Origin of the sequence: Arcicella rosea, assembly GCF_040543805.1 — a bacterium.
GTDB classification, from domain to species: Bacteria; Bacteroidota; Bacteroidia; order Cytophagales; family Spirosomataceae; genus Arcicella; species Arcicella rosea.
The window spans coordinates 72158-90875 of the sequence record NZ_JBEUMS010000014.1 but is presented as its reverse complement, the minus strand read 5'-3'; the positions used below and the strand labels follow the sequence as shown (position 1 = coordinate 90875).

At 34.3% G+C, this 18718-nt stretch carries 13 protein-coding genes; all 13 read left to right on the top strand.

Annotated elements, in window-relative coordinates; all coding sequences use genetic code 11:
* Positions 1–79: 79 nt before the first annotated feature.
* The 13 genes from ABID42_RS17360 to ABID42_RS17300 all read left to right on the top strand — a co-directional run bounded on the left by ABID42_RS17360 (position 80) and on the right by ABID42_RS17300 (position 18235).
* Entirely contained in the window at positions 80–1057 is a 978-nt protein-coding gene (locus ABID42_RS17360) for an AAA family ATPase (RefSeq protein WP_367284768.1), read from the top strand.
* Positions 1058–1213: 156 nt separating this feature from the next.
* On the top strand, positions 1214–2074 hold the full coding sequence (locus ABID42_RS17355; protein WP_367284767.1) for an alpha-1,2-fucosyltransferase: 861 nt from the start codon (positions 1214–1216) through the stop codon (positions 2072–2074).
* Between the two features lie 4 nt (positions 2075–2078).
* Positions 2079–3350, top strand: coding sequence for a lipopolysaccharide biosynthesis protein (locus ABID42_RS17350; RefSeq protein WP_367284766.1), 1272 nt, complete (start codon positions 2079–2081; stop codon positions 3348–3350).
* The gene (locus ABID42_RS17345) at positions 3340–4641 is read left to right on the top strand and encodes an O-antigen polymerase (RefSeq protein ID WP_367284765.1); all 1302 of its coding nucleotides are present in this window, start codon (positions 3340–3342) and stop codon (positions 4639–4641) included. The genes ABID42_RS17350 and ABID42_RS17345 overlap by 11 nt, the downstream gene beginning before the upstream one ends.
* 204 nt (positions 4642–4845) lie before the next feature.
* The gene (locus ABID42_RS17340; RefSeq protein ID WP_367284764.1) at positions 4846–5970 is read left to right on the top strand and encodes a glycosyltransferase family 4 protein; all 1125 of its coding nucleotides are present in this window, start codon (positions 4846–4848) and stop codon (positions 5968–5970) included.
* Positions 5967–7079 (top strand): glycosyltransferase family 4 protein, encoded by a 1113-nt coding sequence (locus ABID42_RS17335; protein ID WP_367284763.1) that lies wholly within the window; start codon positions 5967–5969, stop codon positions 7077–7079. The genes ABID42_RS17340 and ABID42_RS17335 overlap by 4 nt, the downstream gene beginning before the upstream one ends.
* Before the next feature lie 208 nt (positions 7080–7287).
* The gene (gene wecB, locus ABID42_RS17330) at positions 7288–8391 is read left to right on the top strand and encodes a non-hydrolyzing UDP-N-acetylglucosamine 2-epimerase (protein WP_367284762.1); all 1104 of its coding nucleotides are present in this window, start codon (positions 7288–7290) and stop codon (positions 8389–8391) included.
* Between the two features lie 141 nt (positions 8392–8532).
* Positions 8533–10650 (top strand): bi-domain-containing oxidoreductase, encoded by a 2118-nt coding sequence (locus tag ABID42_RS17325; protein ID WP_367284761.1) that lies wholly within the window; start codon positions 8533–8535, stop codon positions 10648–10650.
* A gap of 129 nt (positions 10651–10779) precedes the next feature.
* Positions 10780–11481, top strand: a complete 702-nt coding sequence (locus ABID42_RS17320) for a hypothetical protein (RefSeq protein ID WP_367284760.1) — start codon at positions 10780–10782, stop codon at positions 11479–11481.
* Between the two features lie 69 nt (positions 11482–11550).
* Positions 11551–13233 (top strand): astroprincin family protein, encoded by a 1683-nt coding sequence (locus tag ABID42_RS17315; RefSeq protein WP_367284759.1) that lies wholly within the window; start codon positions 11551–11553, stop codon positions 13231–13233.
* 366 nt (positions 13234–13599) lie between these two features.
* A complete protein-coding gene (locus ABID42_RS17310) occupies positions 13600–15330 on the top strand; it encodes a helix-turn-helix transcriptional regulator (protein WP_367284758.1) in 1731 nt (576 codons plus the stop codon).
* Positions 15331–15823: 493 nt separating this feature from the next.
* Complete coding sequence (locus tag ABID42_RS17305) at positions 15824–16516, top strand: hypothetical protein (RefSeq protein ID WP_367284757.1); 693 nt, start codon at positions 15824–15826, stop codon at positions 16514–16516.
* Positions 16517–16549: 33 nt separating this feature from the next.
* Entirely contained in the window at positions 16550–18235 is a 1686-nt protein-coding gene (locus tag ABID42_RS17300) for a hypothetical protein (RefSeq protein ID WP_367284756.1), read from the top strand.
* The last annotated feature ends 483 nt before the right edge of the window (positions 18236–18718 follow it).

Genomic DNA, 18718 nt, shown 5'->3' with positions numbered 1-18718 from the left:
CAGATTCTACTTAACTCACTGTATTTGAACACTTTAAAATGAATTACAAATATCACTAACAATTCACAATTAAGAAACAATGGAATTTGAATCAAGAATAGACCTAAGCGATTTACAAGAAGCAGTAGCGAATATCCGTGCAGAAATTGGGAAAATCATCATAGGTCAGCAAAATACAATTGATTTATTACTTACTGCCATTTTTGCAGATGGTCATGTTTTGTTAGAAGGTGTACCAGGTGTTGCCAAAACACTTACGGCAAAATTGTTGGCAAAAACCATTTCCACGGATTTTAGTCGTATTCAATTTACGCCAGATATGATGCCTTCGGATGTGTTGGGAACAGCCATTTTCAATCCTAAAACAGCTGAATTTGACTTTAAGAAAGGTCCAATTTTTTCAAATATTGTCTTGATTGATGAAATAAATCGCTCTCCCGCCAAAACACAAGCTGCTTTGTTTGAAGTAATGGAAGAACGACAAATTACCAATTCGGGAACTACTTATCCGATGGCATTCCCATTTTTGGTGATGGCAACCCAAAACCCAATCGAACAAGAAGGAACGTATCGTTTACCAGAAGCCCAGCTTGACAGGTTTCTTTTTAAAATTATCATCAAGTATCCATCTTATCAGGAAGAAGTACAAATTCTTCAAGGAAATCATGGGCGTTCTAGTGCAGAATCTAACAATCCTGTTGATTTAGTTAATAGCATTTTAACGCCTTTACAGCTCAGTACTTTAAGAGAAAAGGTACGTAAATCTATTGTTGATATTAAGGTTTTGGAATACATCGCCAAGATTATTCATGAAACTCGTAATTCAAAATTCATTTATTTAGGTGCTTCACCAAGGGCATCTGTGGCATTGTTGAATGCTTCAAAAGCTTTAGCCGCCATTCGTGGGAGAGATTTTGTAACGCCCGAAGATGTACAAGAACTTACGCCATCAGTACTTCGCCACAGGATAATTCTGACACCAGAAAAAGAGATGGAAGGCTCAACGCCAGAAGACGTAATTGCACAGATTTTACAAAAAATAGAAGTACCGAGATAGTTGTGAATTGTCATTGATTTTCTACTCATTGAACAAATCATTAAAGTCTGATTCTTCTAAATTTGACTTTGCTATAAATTGCTACCATTTGAGGCAAAGAATATAGACTACGACAAAATATACTCCACATTTTCAACACCAAACTCATGCCTAAAAATGATTTACGTTTATCCAAAATTTCGTTCCAGAATAGACATTGGCATCAGAATCGGAGGGATGGGTTTGGCAAATTGTCTGCTGGTTTACGCCAGAGCTTTGTGTTTGGCAAAAAAGCTAAATGCCCAAATGATTACTCCCACTTGGGAACAATTCAATTTTGGGCCGTACTTACGACAAGAATCTGATAAAAGACATTACTTCAACATTTTCAAAAAAGCAGGAATTTCTGGCTGGAAAAAGTACTTTTTGTTGCATTGTTTAAAAAGAATTTCTGAAAATGAGTTATCAGAAATTGAATATTCCAGGCACGAAAATCTCATTGTTGAAGTAAAAGGCGTTCAGCCATATTTCAAAGACTTGATTACTGAACGGGACTTTATTGTAGAAAATGTGCTAAAACTCATTCATCCTTTTCAGTTGAATGAAGTGCATAATTTATCTTTTTCAAGAAAAATTGGAATTCATATTCGTTTGGGAGATTATCATCCTTCGGCACAAAAAAGTTTGGATTGGTATCTGGAAATTATCCGACAAATTGATTTACATACGAATTACAGTTTTGAATTTTTACTGTTTTCAGATGGAAAACCCGAAGAACTGACACAACTTTTAAATTACTCTTCAAGAATACAAAATACACATTTTGGTTCTTCAATTGCCGACCTCGTGGCTTTATCCAAATGTGAATTTATTATTGGTTCAAATTCTACTTTTTCAGCTTGGGCAAGTTTTATGGGAAATAAAATATTGCTGATTCCAGAACCAAAAGGCTATCTGAATGATTTTTCTGGTTTGGATTATTATGTTTTGGATGAAGTACCGATTCTGTCGAAAGAGATTTTAGAAAGAATTATTTAAAGTCATGCAAAAAACACTACACATATTCACAAAAAAAATAAATGCTGACTCAGCTTGGCTTTTGTTTTACACTTTTACACAGGTTTGCCTGAATGCGAGTATTATCAAGTATTTAACCAGTACTTTTTCTACCGAAGAATACGGTATCATCAGCCTTTTTAATGCTTCGCTACAATTTTTTTCAATGATATTTTTTGCTTCCTTTACACAAACTGCCAGTACTTTCGCTTTTCGTTTTCAAAGTTTCAATCGTATTTTTTTATACTTACAACCTTATTTTCATAGAATTTATGGCTTGGTCATCGGTACTGTTTTTGCCTTTATTTTTGGGTCAATTTATCTTCAACAATTTCAATACTTATTCCTAAGCCTTTGGCTAATTCCAATTGTCATTCTTGAATCGCAGCATGAATTTTATAAAACTCGCTTGCATTTACTCCAACAACGCAAACAAATCGCTATTGCCGTTACACTTTACTTTGGTATTCGCCTCGCCTTGTTGATTTTCTTTGTGCATTTTTCAAAAAGCCTGCACGCTGTTTGGGGAGCTTGGGCGATAAGTACATTGTTGAGTCTTTTTTATCTAAAATACAATTTCAAGCAAGCAATCCTTCCCGAAAATAATTTTCAAGAAAACCCTTCTTGGACGGAAATTAATAGTTTTTCACGTTGGCTGATGCTCGTAAATACTTTTGCTTGGGTGCAAGTTTGGCTCGACCGCTGGTTACTGAATGGCTTTCTGAGTACTTCCGAAACGGGTTTGTACAGTTCTTATTCTCAGCTTGCAATTCATCCTTTTAGTATTGTTTCGGGCTTATTGATGGCGAAATTTAGTCCGTTTTTATACAAAAATGTTGCAGACAAATCTCAAAGACCTGAATTCACAAAAAATGTAAAATCCTTATTTTCAATCTATTTACTAATCTGTTCAGTTGAAATTTTATTTATTTTTTTACTCCAAGATTTTCTACTGGAATTACTCTTGGGCAAAGCTTTTTTGGAACAAAAAGAGCTTTTTGTCTGGCTTTGTTTTGCTTGGATGATTTTTCAATTGGGACATTTACTCAGTTTTTTATTGAATGTTTTAGGACAAGCCAAAGCTTTATTCATTCCAAATCTTATTACGGCTTTGGTTCCTGTTGTTGCGAATGTTTTACTGATTCCCAAATTCGGCATTTCTGGAATCGTCATTGCTTTTATTTTGACTGGTTTTTCGAAAAACTTAAGCCTTTTAATTTCGCTGTACTTTCTTAGAAAAAATACTTATGTGGGATAATTTGCTGATTTCTTTGCTCATAGACCTATCGGTTTTCTTGCTATGTATTTCGCTTTTGTGGCGTTATGGCAAGTTGTCGGCTTATCATCCTGCTACGATTTATTTGGTTTTTCATTTTCTGATTTTTACTGTTCGATTGTTTGCGATTAATAGCGGAGCGGCACTTTTCTTGAGCAATAGCTCTTATTTTCTGGGTACAGAAAACCATGAAATTAGTCGTGCTGCTTTCTGGGCAGATATGGGTTTTCTGGCTATGACGCTTGCTTGGCTTGTGGAAGCTCAGAAAAATAAAGACGATTTTATCCAGACCGAACAAAGTATTTTAATTGATGAACAAGTACTGAACATTATCCTTTTCGTTACGATTCCTTTGGGTATTTGGGGGATTTTTTCTCAGCAATATATTCCGATGCTTGGTAAATCTGAACACGATTTTGGGGATTGGGAACGCTCTTCTTATTTGTCGAATACCCAAAATTTTGTGGTGCTGAGTATGATGGCTTTGATTTTTAAAAATGGTTTCAAGAAAACCTACTTGGCTATTGTCTTGATTTTTCTCCTGATTTTGGCTTTGCAAGGCTATCATCGTTACAGAGTAATTGTGCCACTGATTTTTTTAGGTTCGTTGTATTTGTATCGCAATCAACAAAAGTGGATGCCCAAACGCTATTGGCTTATCGGGATTTTTTGTTTTTTACTTTTTTTACCTTTGAAGTACATCGGGAAATTGGTGCAAGAGGGAGCGACGATGGAAGATTTTTCAGATTTTTTTACGGAATATCAAGAAGTAAGTGGCGATGGAAGCAATGCAGATTTGGCTTTTTTGGATATGTATGCGGTGTCGATGACGCTTGTGGATGAAGCGGGTTCGTATTATTATGGCAAAACATTTTTTCCAATTTTAGTTTCGCCGATTCCACGAAATTTCTGGACTGAAAAACCTTCTTTGATGCAGTGGACGCTGGATATTTCTGTACCAGAGCGTGACATTAGTAAACTGGGTGCGGTTTGTTCAATTTATGGCGAAGCTTATGCCAATTTTGGTTACTTCGGAATTGTGCTGATTCCTTTTCTTTTTGCTCGGTTTACGGCTCGTTGTTATTTCAAAGTACTTCGAAGTCCGCCCGATTCGGCTTTTGTTTTTTTGTATTTTTTATTGATTTCAGTTTTGGTACAGGTTTATCGAGATGGTTTGGTTTCAGTCTTTACTTTTATCGTGATTTATAATATTCCTTGTTTTTTGATTTGGATTTTTAGTGTTTTGAAAGGTAAAGTATTTCAATCTATTTGAAAATTCATAGTTTGACTAATCATAAATTTAGGCTCACAATTTAAATTTTCTCTATGGTTAGTTCTTACTTTTCTTGTCTTGATACAAGAAAAGTAACAAAAGAAAATCAAGAAATTCCGAAACTCGCTTCGCTCAAACAGCGGAATTTCAAAAATGCTATCGCACACTTTTAAAATTCTTATTACACCCAAATAAATATAAAAAATGAAAATTATCTTTTGGATGAACATTCCGAGTTTTCATCAAAATGATTTTTTGAATGAAATATCCTCTAATTTTGAATTATTCGTAGTTTTTGCTCATAAATTAAATACTGAACGAGTACAGCAAGGTTGGGATTTTAGTGAAAATTCGATGAATTTTTCTTACTGTTATCTTTCGGAAAAAAGTATTTTCCAAATCTTTCAATTCATTTATCAACATAAAAATGCTTTGCATATTTTCGGTGGAATTTGGGCTGAAAAATACTTTTTTATGGCTTTGATTTTGTTAAAATTGCTTAAAGAAAAGTACTTGATTTACTCCGAAGCTCAGATTCCGAATAAAAAGCGAAGTATTTTAAAACGATTTTTTCTACAAAATGGCTTCAACTTTATCGCTCGCAAACTCCTTCAAGATGCCAAAGGCTGTTTAGCTGTTGGAAAAAGTGGTGAAGATTTCTTTAAAAATTTGGGCGTTGATGAAAATCGGATTTTGCCTTTTGGTTATTTTAGAAATTTAAGTCTTGGCAAAAAGCAAAAAATCCACAAGAATACAATTGAATTTATTTTCGTCGGGCAACTGATTGAACGCAAAGGAATCGCTTTGCTGATTGATGCAATTTTTGCTTTGAAACAACATTTTAATAATTTTTCTTTAACCATTATTGGTTCTGGGAAACTTGAAACCACAATTCTTGAAAAAATAGCACATTATCAACTTGAAAATTATGTAAAATTACTCGGAACAATTCCAGCCAATGAAGTACCAAAATTTATTCAACAAGCAGATTTATTAATTCTTCCTTCTGATTTCGATGGTTGGGGAATGGTTGTTAATGAAGCTATTTTATGCCAAACGCCTGTTTTGGTTTCGGATGCTTGTGGTGCTACTTCCTTGATAAAAAACAATCAAAATGGCTTTACTTTTCAAGCTGGAAATCTTCATTCTTTGCTTAGTCAATTGCAGCATTTTATGAATTTATCTGAAAATTCAAGAACTGAAATAGTTGAAAAACTAAGCGAAACAGCCGAAAAAATTAACTCAAAATCAATTTCAAGCTATTTTGGTCAATGTATTGACTTTTGTTTAAATCCTCAGCTACAAAAACCTAAACCTACTTGGCTATGATTTTAGGCATAGACTTAACGAATATCAAAAAAGGCGGTGGACTTACGCACATTTGCGAATTACTCAAAGTTGCCCAACCTCAGCGTTATGGTTTCGAGCAAGTAATTGTTTGGGGAAATGCCGAAACCTTAGCTTTACTTCCTAATTCTGACTGGTTGAAAACGGCTATTTTTCCACAAACACAACAGCCATTTGAAGCTTTTTTTCAAAGAATGTTCTTTTTCTCGAATATCGCTCGAAAGCATTGTGATTTACTTTTTTCACCTGGCGGAAGTTTTTTTAGTACAAAAATGGCTTACGTTTCGATGTCACAAAATATGTTGGTTTTCGAGAAAAAAGAACGTAACCGCTTTCGTTTTCGCTTCAATTGGTTTCGTTACTTGTTTTTATCAGCTTTACAAAATTGGTCATTTCAGCAGGCGAAGGGAATTATTTTTATTTCGGAGTATGCAAAACATTATATTGGTCAACGTTTAATAAAAGACTTTTCAGATTTTCCAGTCATTTATCATGGCGTTGCGGATAGATTTTCGCAAAAACCAAAAATGTTCAACCCAAAAGCTACTATTCGACTTTTGTACATTTCTACGATTTCACTTTACAAACATCAATGGAATGTGGTGGAAGCTGTGGCAAAACTTAGAGAAGATGGTTTTTTAGTGAATCTTGACTTGATTGGTGATTTTTATCGGCCTGCTTGGCAAAAATTGCAACATTCTTTAGCAAAATTTCCAGCATCAAAAGATTTTGTCAAGGTTCATGGAGCAGTCAATTTTGAAGCAATAGCCACTTATTACCAACAAGCAGACATTTTCGTATTTGCTTCTACTTGTGAAAATATGCCGAATATTCTTGTTGAAGCTATGCGAGCAGGTTTGCCGATTGCTTCTTCTGATTATGGGCCAATGCCCGAAATTTTGGGCGATGCTGCTTTTTACTTTGAGCCTTTAGATGTTAATTCTATTTATGAAAGCTTGAAAATGATGCTTACTTCTCCCGAAAAATGTTTTGAAAAAGCAGAAAAAGCCTTTGCCAATGCTCAGCAATATTCTTGGCAACGCTGTGCGGATGAAACTTTTACTTTTCTTCAAAAAATGGCAAAAGTATAGAAAATTGAAATTTGCCTTGCCTGTTCTGAAAAATGATTGAACTTTGTATTGGATTTGAAAATTTGGAAATTTGATGATTTGATGATTTGATGATTTGAAAATTTCTACTATTAAAATTGGCTATCTTTTTTAAGATAATTTCAATTTTTCCCTTTAAATTTTTGACATTTAAACAAAAACAAAGCTCAACGCTTCCACAAATATCATTATGATAAAAATCTTGAACATCGTCGGGGCAAGACCGAATTTTATGAAAGTAGCACCTTTGCACCGTGCTTTTGAACAACGTCCAGAAATTGAATCAAAAATTGTACATACTGGTCAGCATTTTGATGCAAAAATGAGCGATGTCTTTTTTGAGCAATTGCAAATGCCCAAACCACATTACTTTTTAGGGGTTGGCGGTGGTTCGCATACGGAAGTTACGGCGAAGACGATGATTGAATTTGAGAAAGTTTTGTTGGAAGAAAAACCTGATTTAGTATTGGTCGTTGGCGACGTAAACGCTACTTTGGCTTGTACTTTGGTGGCGATAAAATCGCATATTCCTGTGGCTCACGTAGAAGCAGGCTTACGAAGTGGCGACCGTGCTATGCCCGAAGAATTAAACAGAATTTTGACGGACAGCGTTGCGGAGTATTTATTTATTACCGAACAATCGGGCGTGGATAATCTGAAACATGAAGGAGTGCCAGACGAAAAAGTATTTTTTGTGGGCAATGTGATGATTGATTCTTTGGTGCATTATTTAGAAAAAGCTCGTGAAACCAGCGTTTTAGAAGATTTAAACTTGCAAAAAGATGAGTACGCCGTCGTGACGATGCACCGACCTGCCAATGTGGATACGCCAGAGGGTTTGGAAGCGATTTTGAACATCATTGCCGACACTACTCGCTATAAAAAAGTGGTGTTGCCTATTCACCCACGCACTGCGAATAATTTTAAGAAGTTTGGTTTATCTGAAAAATTAGAAGCGATTGAAGGTTTGATTTTGACTGAACCACAAGGCTATTTAGAATTTTTGCAATTGATGCAAAATGCGTCGATTATCATCACTGATTCGGGAGGAATTCAAGAAGAAACTACTTTCTTGCAAATTCCTTGCTTGACTTTCAGAGATTCTACGGAAAGACCAATTACGGTTGAAATTGGAACAAATCAGTTATTGGCTGACTTAAATCCTGTGACAGTTCATGAAAAATTATTAGAAATTTTAGCAGGAAAAACAAAAAAAGGGCTAATTCCACCACTTTGGGACGGACATACTTCTGAACGAATTGCGGATATTTTGATTGAAAAATTGAATAAATAGGAGTGGGATGTTGGATTTCGGCTATTAAAAGTTAATAAAAAGAGTAAATGATGATTTTTAAATCTCGTTTACTCTTTTTTATTATATTTATCTCAATGATTATCAAGCTAATAGTTCAAATTTTATTCAAAATCCTTTTACATGAAACAAATCATCCAGCATCTACAAACTGGTGAAACTACTTTGGTTGAAACTCCAGTTCCGCAAGTCCGCAAAGGTTGTGTACTCATCAAAACTCATCGTTCTTTAGTCTCGCTGGGAACAGAGAAAATGTTAGTTCAATTCGGGAAATCAAATCTTCTTTCAAAAGCCCAACAACAACCCGAAAAAGTAAAACAGGTTTTAGCAAAAATTAAAACGGATGGTTTTAGACCCACTTTTGATGCTGTCAGACGAAAATTGAATGAACCTATTCCTTTGGGCTATTGCAATGTGGGCGAGGTAATTGCCATTGGAGCTGAAGTAAGCGAATTTAAAATTGGCGATAGAGTAGTTTCTAATGGAAATCATGCAGAAGTAGTTTGTGTACCTAAAAATTTGGTCGCTTTAATTCCTGACGAAGTTTCTGATGAAGAAGCTACTTTTACAGTCGTAGGAGCGATTGCTTTGCAAAGTATTCGTTTAGTCAACCCAACTTTTGGAGAAACCGTTGCAGTAATTGGCTTAGGTTTAATCGGGCAACTAACGGCGGAATTATTATTAGCCAATGGTTGCGAAGTAATTGCATTTGACTTTGAACAAAGTAAAGTCGATTTAGCCATTTCAAAAGGCATAAAAGCTTTTCAAGTAAGGGAAAAAGATGATAGTTTGCAGATTGCTAAAACCTTAACAAAACAAATTGGCGTAGATGCCGTAATCATTACAGCCTCTACAAAATCTAATGAAGTAATTGCCCAAGCTGCCCAAATGAGCCGAAAACGGGGAAGAATTGTATTGGTGGGTGTAATCGGTTTGGATATTCAGCGAGCGGATTTTTATGAAAAAGAATTGATTTTTCAAGTTTCTTGTTCGTATGGAGCTGGTCGCTATGTGACAAATTATGAGCAAAATGGACAAGATTATCCGATTGGCTTTGTGCGTTGGACGGCAAAACGCAATTTTGAAGCCGTTTTAAATGCCATTGCCAAGAAAAAACTACAAGTAAATTCCTTGATTACGCAAAAAGTAGCTTTTGAAAATTTTCAAGAAATTTACTCCAATATGGAGAAAAACAATGCAATTGCGTCAATTTTAGAGTATTCAGGAAAGAGTTTTTCACTTCAAGACACCGTTCAGTTTCATAATAATACTTTTGAAAAAAGTAATGATATTTTAGCCATTATTGGTGCTGGTAATTTTACGAAAAGTATTGTATTGCCAAATTTAAAAAAACTAAAGGCGAAAGTTAAGTACATTTCTTCATCCAATGGTTTATCAGCAAGTCTTGTTGCCCAACAATTTGGCATTACGAAAGCTACGAGTAATAATGAAATCATTTTTAATGACCCAGAAGTATCAGCCGTCATCATCACGACACAACACAATACTCATGCACGGCTCTGTATTGAGGCTTTGAAAGCAGGAAAACATGTTTTTGTAGAAAAACCTTTGGCACTGACTCAAGAAGAAATTGATGAAATTATCAAAGTCTATCAGCAATCTGGTAAAACATTGACTGTTGGTTTTAATCGAAGATTTTCACCTTTTATACAAGATGTAAAAAAACAATTAGGCAATAATCATTTACCGATGAATGTAATTGCTACGATGAACGCTGGTTTTATTCCCAGTACACATTGGACGCAAGATATGAGTATTGGCGGGGGAAGAATTATTGGAGAGGCTTGTCATTTAATTGATTTAATAACTTTTCTAACAGGTAGTTTCGTAGAAAGTGTAGTGATGAATGCCATGGAACAATCACCCAGTTTAAACACTGATAATGCTACGATTTTATTGAAATATCAAAATGGTTCTACAGGCGTAATCAACTATTTTTCAAATGGTCATAAAAATTATTCAAAAGAACGCATAGAAATTTACTCTCAAGGACGAACGATTGTTCTTGATAATTTCAGGAAAGTTGAATACTTCGGTTTAAGAAATTCTGGATTCTCGCAGACACAAGATAAGGGGCATTCTCAGCAGTTTAAATTATGGTTAGAAAGGTTAAAAAATGGGGGAGAGGCAATCATTTCATTTGATGAAATGATAAATACTTCTCAAGCAAGTATTTGCGCATTATCATCCTTACAGAAAAATACTTGGATGAACGTCTAATGATTATTTTTCAAGTTTGAATACAAAAATTTCAATGTTTTTTATAATAATTTCAATATTAAATGTAATATTATGCGCTAATCAATATTTTTGCCCCAGTAAAATATAACCGATTTAAATAAAACTCCAATGAAAACAAAAACTACCTCCAGTTTATTGCTTTTTTGTTTGTGTTTAATAAGTAGTATCTGCTTTGGTCAAGACACTACACTAGCTAAACCAACTAAAGTAAAAACAACACACAAATTAGGTTTCGCTTTGAATCTTGGCACAACGCCAGGGATTGACATTGCTTATAAATTGAGTCCAAAAGTTGCCGTTCGTCTTGGCTTTAGCTATTTCAAGTACAATGTAAATTCAAACACAAATACCTCTGATGAAGAAGTAAATTTGGCTGGCGATGTGGATATGGCGATGGCTGGTTTATCTTTTGAATATCACCCTTTCAAGAAAAGTAGCTTTAAATTATTTGGTGGTGCATCTTATATCGACAAAGGAAAAGTATCGGTGGTTGTAACTCCTACTGGAACTTACACTTTTGGAAGTACTACTTTTACTCCTGATGAAATTGGTAATGTCAAGTTTTCGGTTGATTATGGAAAGAAAATTGCACCATTCGCTGGAATTGGATTTGGACGAACTATTCCTAAAAGTAGAATTGGCTTTGGATTTGAAGTAGGCACTTATTATACACAATCGCCAGTAGTTACTTTAACGGGTGAAAAAAGATTGAGTAGCATGAGTGAACAACAAGCTAAAGTACAAGAAAATATGAAAGATTGGCAGTATTGGCCAATTGTTAATTTGAGATTAGCCGTAAGATTAGACTAAGGGATAATTGTGTATTTAACGATTTAACATAAGCAATTCTAAATCAATCATTTAAACTTAATTTAAAAAATGAAAGCAAATTTTACTTCTATATTTCGTCCAATAATATATATATTTCTTGGGCTTTCACTTGTATTTGCCTGCCAGAAGATAAATCCTTTTGAAGATGTAGAGCTGACGGTGAATACTGATATTTATCAAGCTCCAATTATAATTCATTTCCTTGATGCAAATGTCGATGCTACCAAATTGCCTGAAAATATCACTGTGTCTATTTCTGGGACTGGAAAAAATTTAATTTTTGATGATTTAGGAGGAAAAGATTACGCTGTCGCTGGTAACGTACTATCATTAGTATTAGATAAAGATGTAAAACCAACAGAAACTAATCCAGTTGAATTTACCGTTTCTGTAACTGCTCCTGGCTATGTTTCAACTAGCCAAACTATTTCTATCACAGATCCCACAAAATCTCTTGAATTCACCGTTCCGTTGACAAACGTAGCCGCAACGCCAGAAGGTACAGCAGCTAAAACAGAAACACTTTCATTAACAACTGGACAAACATTAACAGTACCTGCAACAGCTGATAAGCCCGAAGTTGCTACAATAACTATTGCACCGGGTACTCAAGTAAAAGATGAAACAGGAAATGTTATCTCTTCAAATACTGTTAATGCGCAAGTTGTTCAATATGGTACTGGTAATGAGGAGTCATTAAACAGCTTCCCTGGAAGTTTCACCCCAGAAAATGTTACTTTACAGACTGGTTCTTCCACTGCAGGAACATTTGTATCAGCAGGTTTTGTTGCTATAGACATGGAAGCTAGCGGAAAAAAAGTTAAAAGTTTCACAAAACCGATTGATGTAAATGTAGGTATCAATACAGAATTATTTAATCCTGAAACTGACCAAAAAGTAAAAGAAGGAGACCAAATTCCTACTTGGAGTTTTGAAAGTTCTACAGGTGAATGGAAAGAAGAAGGAGTGGCAACTGTTGTGAAAGGGAGTGACGGTAAATTATCAGCAACCTTCAAGGCATCACACTTATCTTACTGGAACATTGACTGGTTTTATTATCTTCCAAGATGCAGACCAAGCTTTGTCTTGAAAGTTACGTCAAACCTACTTACAAATGTTGTTTATAGTAATTATTATGCAAAAGTTTATTGGGCACCTGCCAATTCTAATAACTTCCAATACGTTTATCAAGCTTACGGTTTTAATGCTAAAAATGGGGAGTTAAATCAGTACGTGGGCTTATATACACCAAATGGCTCTCGTGTACGAATTGATGTTTATGCTTATAGCAACAATGCTAAAATTGGAACAACTGGCATATTTAATCCATGTGCAAATAATCAAATTCCAATTACGATTAATGCCCCAACACCACCAACTCCAATTATAGTTGATGTTGATTTTACAGCTAAATGTCAAAACAAGAGTGTTAATATTAAACCATCTGCTTGGGTAAGTTTATATGATCCTACTGGTCGAACTTATTATGAGCGCTATATAGATGGTTATATGAGAAGTGGAAAAGCAACAATTGTTGTTTACGAGGGTCGAGAATATACTTTTGGTGCATATTATGGTGGAAAATATTATTCAGGCAAAGTGACATTTAGTAAAACAAGTTCAAAAATTATTACTTCTACTGGAACTGGTATTACTGGAACTACCTCATATAACGCAGCTACTGGCAGAGTTCAAGTCGTGGCAAGTTATGTAACAAATGATTGTAAATAAACACAAGCAATTCAAAAATCAAAAATGGGTCAAAAAATTATTTTTTTGACCCATTTTTGATTGATAGCTACTAAGTTATCATTATTTTCTATTCAATTCTTCATTTTACACTTCCCTCTTTTTATTACTAGACTTTGAAAATGATAAGTTTATTAAAATGATAAAAATCTGTAAAATCAATTTTGTAATATATTTACTTTGTAATTTTATAGAAATAATTTCAATCAAAATCTTTGTGTGAAAGTTTTTTGAGAAATCTAAAACTTTCCTGACAAAATAGATTTAAGCGACTTTAGAATGCTATGGTCCAGAAAATTTAATATGAAACATTGCTTATCATTGATAATACCACTAAAAAAATCATCCTTGTTTCTCATTGTTGCTTTATTATTTGCATGCGGTTTCTCGAATACTTCTTTTTCACAGCCATCATTCAATGAAGGGAGTTTCAGAAACATGACGGCAAAGGAACGCTATCGCTTTGTACATGATTACCCATTTTGGAAAGTATATGATGTAAAGAAACTATCGACTATTCTTACGCAAATGGTTGGTATTGCTGTCGAAAAAAAAGATTACCATAGCGAACTTGCTCTAAAATATTACACCTCTTTGGTTTCGGGGAAAGTTGGATTTAAAATACCAAAAGGTAAAAATGCAAATGACGTTTTAATTGAAATGCAAAAAATTGCCACTCAACAAGGCTACGAAGTAGAGGACGTTGTGGCATTTTGTTATTTAACTAACAACTTATACTTAGGTCAGAAATTATCAAAAGAACAATATTATGTGGATGTTCAACATTGTTTTGAACAGCTTCAACGTGTTGGTTTTGAAAAATTCAAAGACTATAATGTAGCAGGATTACTTTTTAATTTCGGTAAATGTCTTTGGGATTTAGGAGATTTAGACAAAGCATACCAATACTTAAGTATAGCTGAACGCTTTATTGAACCAACTGTTGAAGGTGGATTTCATTACACACAAGTATTGAATTATCTACAAACCTATTGGCAAAAAAAGAAAGATTACAATAAGGCTATCTTCTATGCTAAAAAAATCTTGGTTTATCACCAAAATTTGCAAGTAGAAGAGCTTGAACAAAAATTTTGGAATCGCTTCTGGTTGAATTTTTCTGCTCTTGATATTGCTTCATTACTTATTGAACAAGGAAAAATTAAGGAAGGAGAATTCTATGCAAACAAAGGTTACCAACTTATTAAAACACAGTTTTCATTAGATTCTATTGTTTCTATGCAAGCAGAGTTTGATGTTTTGATGGTACTTATTCCAATTAAATTAAAATTGGGTAAGACCCACGAGGTTAATACGCTACTAGAACGTGCTACAACAATCAAAAACAATTTAAGTCCCAAAGGTTTATTAGATTATTTTAAGCCCCTCAAACTCTATAAATATTCTTCAGAATATCAGGAAGAACAAGGAAACTTTGCGACTGCATTACATTACACACATCTTGCTCAAAAGCTACAAGATAGCCTCAATCTACGTAACGATGCCCAAAAATTATCGCAAATGCAGCTTCGTTATGAAGTAGAAAAGTATGCTGGACATTTAAAAATGATAGAGAATGAGAAGCAATTACAGAAATACCTACGCAATGCCGTACTTGTCATCCTCTTGTTAGTTGTAGGATTTGCATACGTTAATCTCAGACGCTTACACCATAAACATCGCCAAAAGGAAAAAGAATTGGCAAATGCCCAGTACGACCTCAATTCATTGACACAACATTTCCGCAAAATGTCGGATTTAGCAGAAAACCTCCGCCATGAGAACGAAAAACTCATTACCAATGATAATCAGAACGAGTACTTAGAACAACTCATATCATCGACTATTTTGACTGATGAAGACTGGACAAACTTCAAAGTGATGTTTGAAAAAGTTCATCCCGGCTATATTCAAGTACAAAAAGAAAAATATCCCGACCTCACCAATGCCGAAACACGTTTATTGATGCTTGAAAAGCTAGATTTGAGTGCTCAAGAAATGGCCAATATGATTGGTGTAAACAAAAATACCATTCACCAAACAAGGCTACGCTTACGCCGAAAAACAAATGATAGAGTATAAATACTACTCACAAAGACCTATTTATTAATACTTTACAATTTTGTCATCTTTTTGTCATGCCTTTTTTTTGCTTTCCTCTTATTTCTCTCGCAACCTTTGTAGGGTCAAATGCAGATATTTCTATTTGTCTATTTTCTTTCTTTTTAAAGAATTGAATAGGCTGTTTTAAACTCCAACACGCTTAATATTTATCTATCTGATTATACTATTATTAATCCTGTGAACAATTCGCCTTTGTTATATTGAATCTCTAACACATCCAAATGCTTTACAATTACTTATCGCAATAATTATTTTGTATGGGTTCGAATCAAAGCATTTTTATTTAAAGGTTTGTCTTATCGTTAAACCTATGGATTTTTCTAAATAAGGTTTATGGTAGTTGTCAACAATTATCATAAACCTAAATCAATTGGCTAAAACCTAACATTGCTTTTTAATATATGTACAGCTAGTGTATGACTAAATTTTAAACTTAAACAAATACAAATTCATGAAACGAAGAACTACTCTTAGTTTATTTCTTCTCTGTACATTTTTCATTAATTGTGTCTATACAACTTTTGGGCAAGACTCAACTTTGGTTAATACGCCTCATAAATTAGGCTTTGCACTGAATCTTGGCACAACGCCAGGAATTGACATTGCTTATAAATTGAGTCCTAAAATTACTGCACGACTGGGCTTTAGCTATTTCAAGTACAACGTAAATTCTACCACAAATACCTCTGACGAAGAAGTAAAATTGGCTGGCGATGTGGATATGGCGATGGCTGGTTTATCTTTTGAATATCACCCTTTCAAGAAAAGTAGTTTTAAACTATTTGGTGGTACATCTTATATCGACAAAGGAAAAGTATCGGTGGTTGTAACTCCTACTGGAACTTACACTTTTGGAAGTACTACTTTTACTCCTGATGAAATTGGTAATGTCAAGTTTTCGGTTGACTATGGAAAGAAAATTGCACCATTCGCTGGAATTGGATTTGGAAGGACTATTCCTAAAAGTAGAATTGGCTTTGGATTTGAAGTCGGTACTTATTATACACAATCGCCAGTAGTTACTTTAACGGGTGAAAAAAGATTGAGTAGCATGAGTGAACAACAAGCTAAAGTACAAGAAAATATGAAAGATTGGCAGTACTGGCCAATTGTTAATTTGAGATTAGCCGTAAGACTCGACTAATTCAATAATGTCATTTAAACTTTATTCTAAAAGATGAAAAACTTTTTTACTTCCATATTACGTCCAGTAATACTTTTTTCTTTAGGGATTTCCCTTGTTTTTGCTTGTCAGAAAATCAACCCATTTGAAGGCGTAGATTTAACCGTCAACAGTAATATCTATAAAGCTCCAATCCTTATTGAGTTTGTTGATGCCAACAGCAACAGTACTACTCTCCCAAAGGATTTAACTGTGACTATTTCAGGTCCGAACAAAGACCTTGTTTTGAACGATCAAGGAGGAAAAGATTTCAAGGTTGCAGGAAATTTACTTTCTTTGGTTTTAGCCGAAAATGTAAACCCATCAGAAAGCGCTCCTGTTGAATTTACAGTGTCGGTAAAAGGTCCGAATTATGCCCCGACGAATTACACTATTACCATTGTAGATTTTTTAAGTTCTACTTATAGAGTAGCACTTACTAACCTCTCGGCTCTGCCTGATGGAGTAAAATCAGTTGCAAAAACAACATCATTGGCTACAGGAGAAACCATCGTGATTCCTGCAAGTACCGACAAACCTGAAGTTGCAAAAATTACTATTCCTGCTGGCACACAAGTAAAAGACGAAACTGGAGCCATAATCAATGCTACAAGTGTAAACAGTAATATCATTCAGTACGGAACTGGTACAGAAGATGCTTTCAATAGTTTCCCGAATGAAGGCGAAGCAAACACCGTTAAATTTAAAGATGGAACTACCGACGAAGCCTCATTTATCACAGCAGGTTTTGTAGATATCGAAATGACAGCGGGCGGGAAAAGTGTAAAAAGCTTTTCAAAGCCTTTAGATATGTCTCTTTCTTTACATCCTGATTTAGTTAATCCTGATACAGAAGAACCTGTACAAGTAGGTGACCAAATTCCAGTATTTAGCTATAATAGAGACAAAGACGAATGGACAGAAGAAGATGATGCAACCATTACTAAAGATGCGAACGGAAATTTAATTGCCAATTTTAAAGTACCTCATTTATCTACTTGGACGATTGCTTGGAAGTATAAAGGTAAAACTTGCGGAAGTAAAACTTATACTGTAAGCATTAAATCCAATATCAGAAATTCAACATCAAGGTATTATGCTACGGTATCGTATATAAAAAGTGGCAGAGCTAGATATACCAAAAGATACCCTTCATTTAAAATATCTAATAGTACAACAGTAAAGTTTAAAGCCAAAAAAGTACCAAAAGGATATTCAACAAGGATTGTTGTGTATCGTTCTAATGGTGTTGTTATTGGAAGTAGCACATTTAACGCTTGTATCAATAAAAAAATTGGTTTGACAGTTAACGTACCTGAAGTAGTAGTCCCTCCAAATACTCCTGACGACGCAGCTGAAACTGAATCTGACGCTGTTAAAGTTAATTTAGATTTTACAGCTGCATGTACTAACAAAAGCGTAAATATTAAACCAACAGTTTGGGTGAAGTTAGTCGATGCGTCAGGAGTAGAACAGTTAGTAAATGTAGTAGAAGGGAAGGCAACACTTGGTATGAAGAAAAATGTAAAATATACAATAACAACCACTTATGATGGAACTAACTATTCAGGAGAAGTTACTATCAGCAATGGTACAGCAACCATAGTCTCTTCGGTAGGCTTAACAGGTTCTTTTCCAGTTAATCCAACCTCAGGAGAAGTAGATGCGACGCTTGTTTATCCACTTAATAGTTGTAAATAAAAATAGTATTTAACAAAAAAGCGTTTCAAGGTAGATTTTATATGCTACTTTGAAACGCTTTTTTATTTTCTAGTCCTAAGTAAAGATTCTTTTGGGTTCTGGATATACTATTAAATACTTGACTAACTTCTATTTACCGTTCTTATCAAGCTTTTCTGTATCTTAAATAAAGTAATGTTATTTAAAATTTTGATTTTAATACTACTTCTCTTTTATAGACAAAATATAAATTAAAATATTATTATAAAATATTGCAATTTATTTATATGTTTGTCGGCATATTCATCCTAATCCTCCCATAAAGCTAAAAAGATGACTTTAATTTCTTCTTTTAGCCAAAGCACGTTTAATACTTCATCATTACAACTAAAGTTTTTATTTTTTAGAAATTTAGAACTGACCAATGTCAGTGTTTGTCTTGGCTCTTGGGTAACACACTCAAAGTATCTATGTATTAAGGCTGTTTTGATTACTTAAACTTAA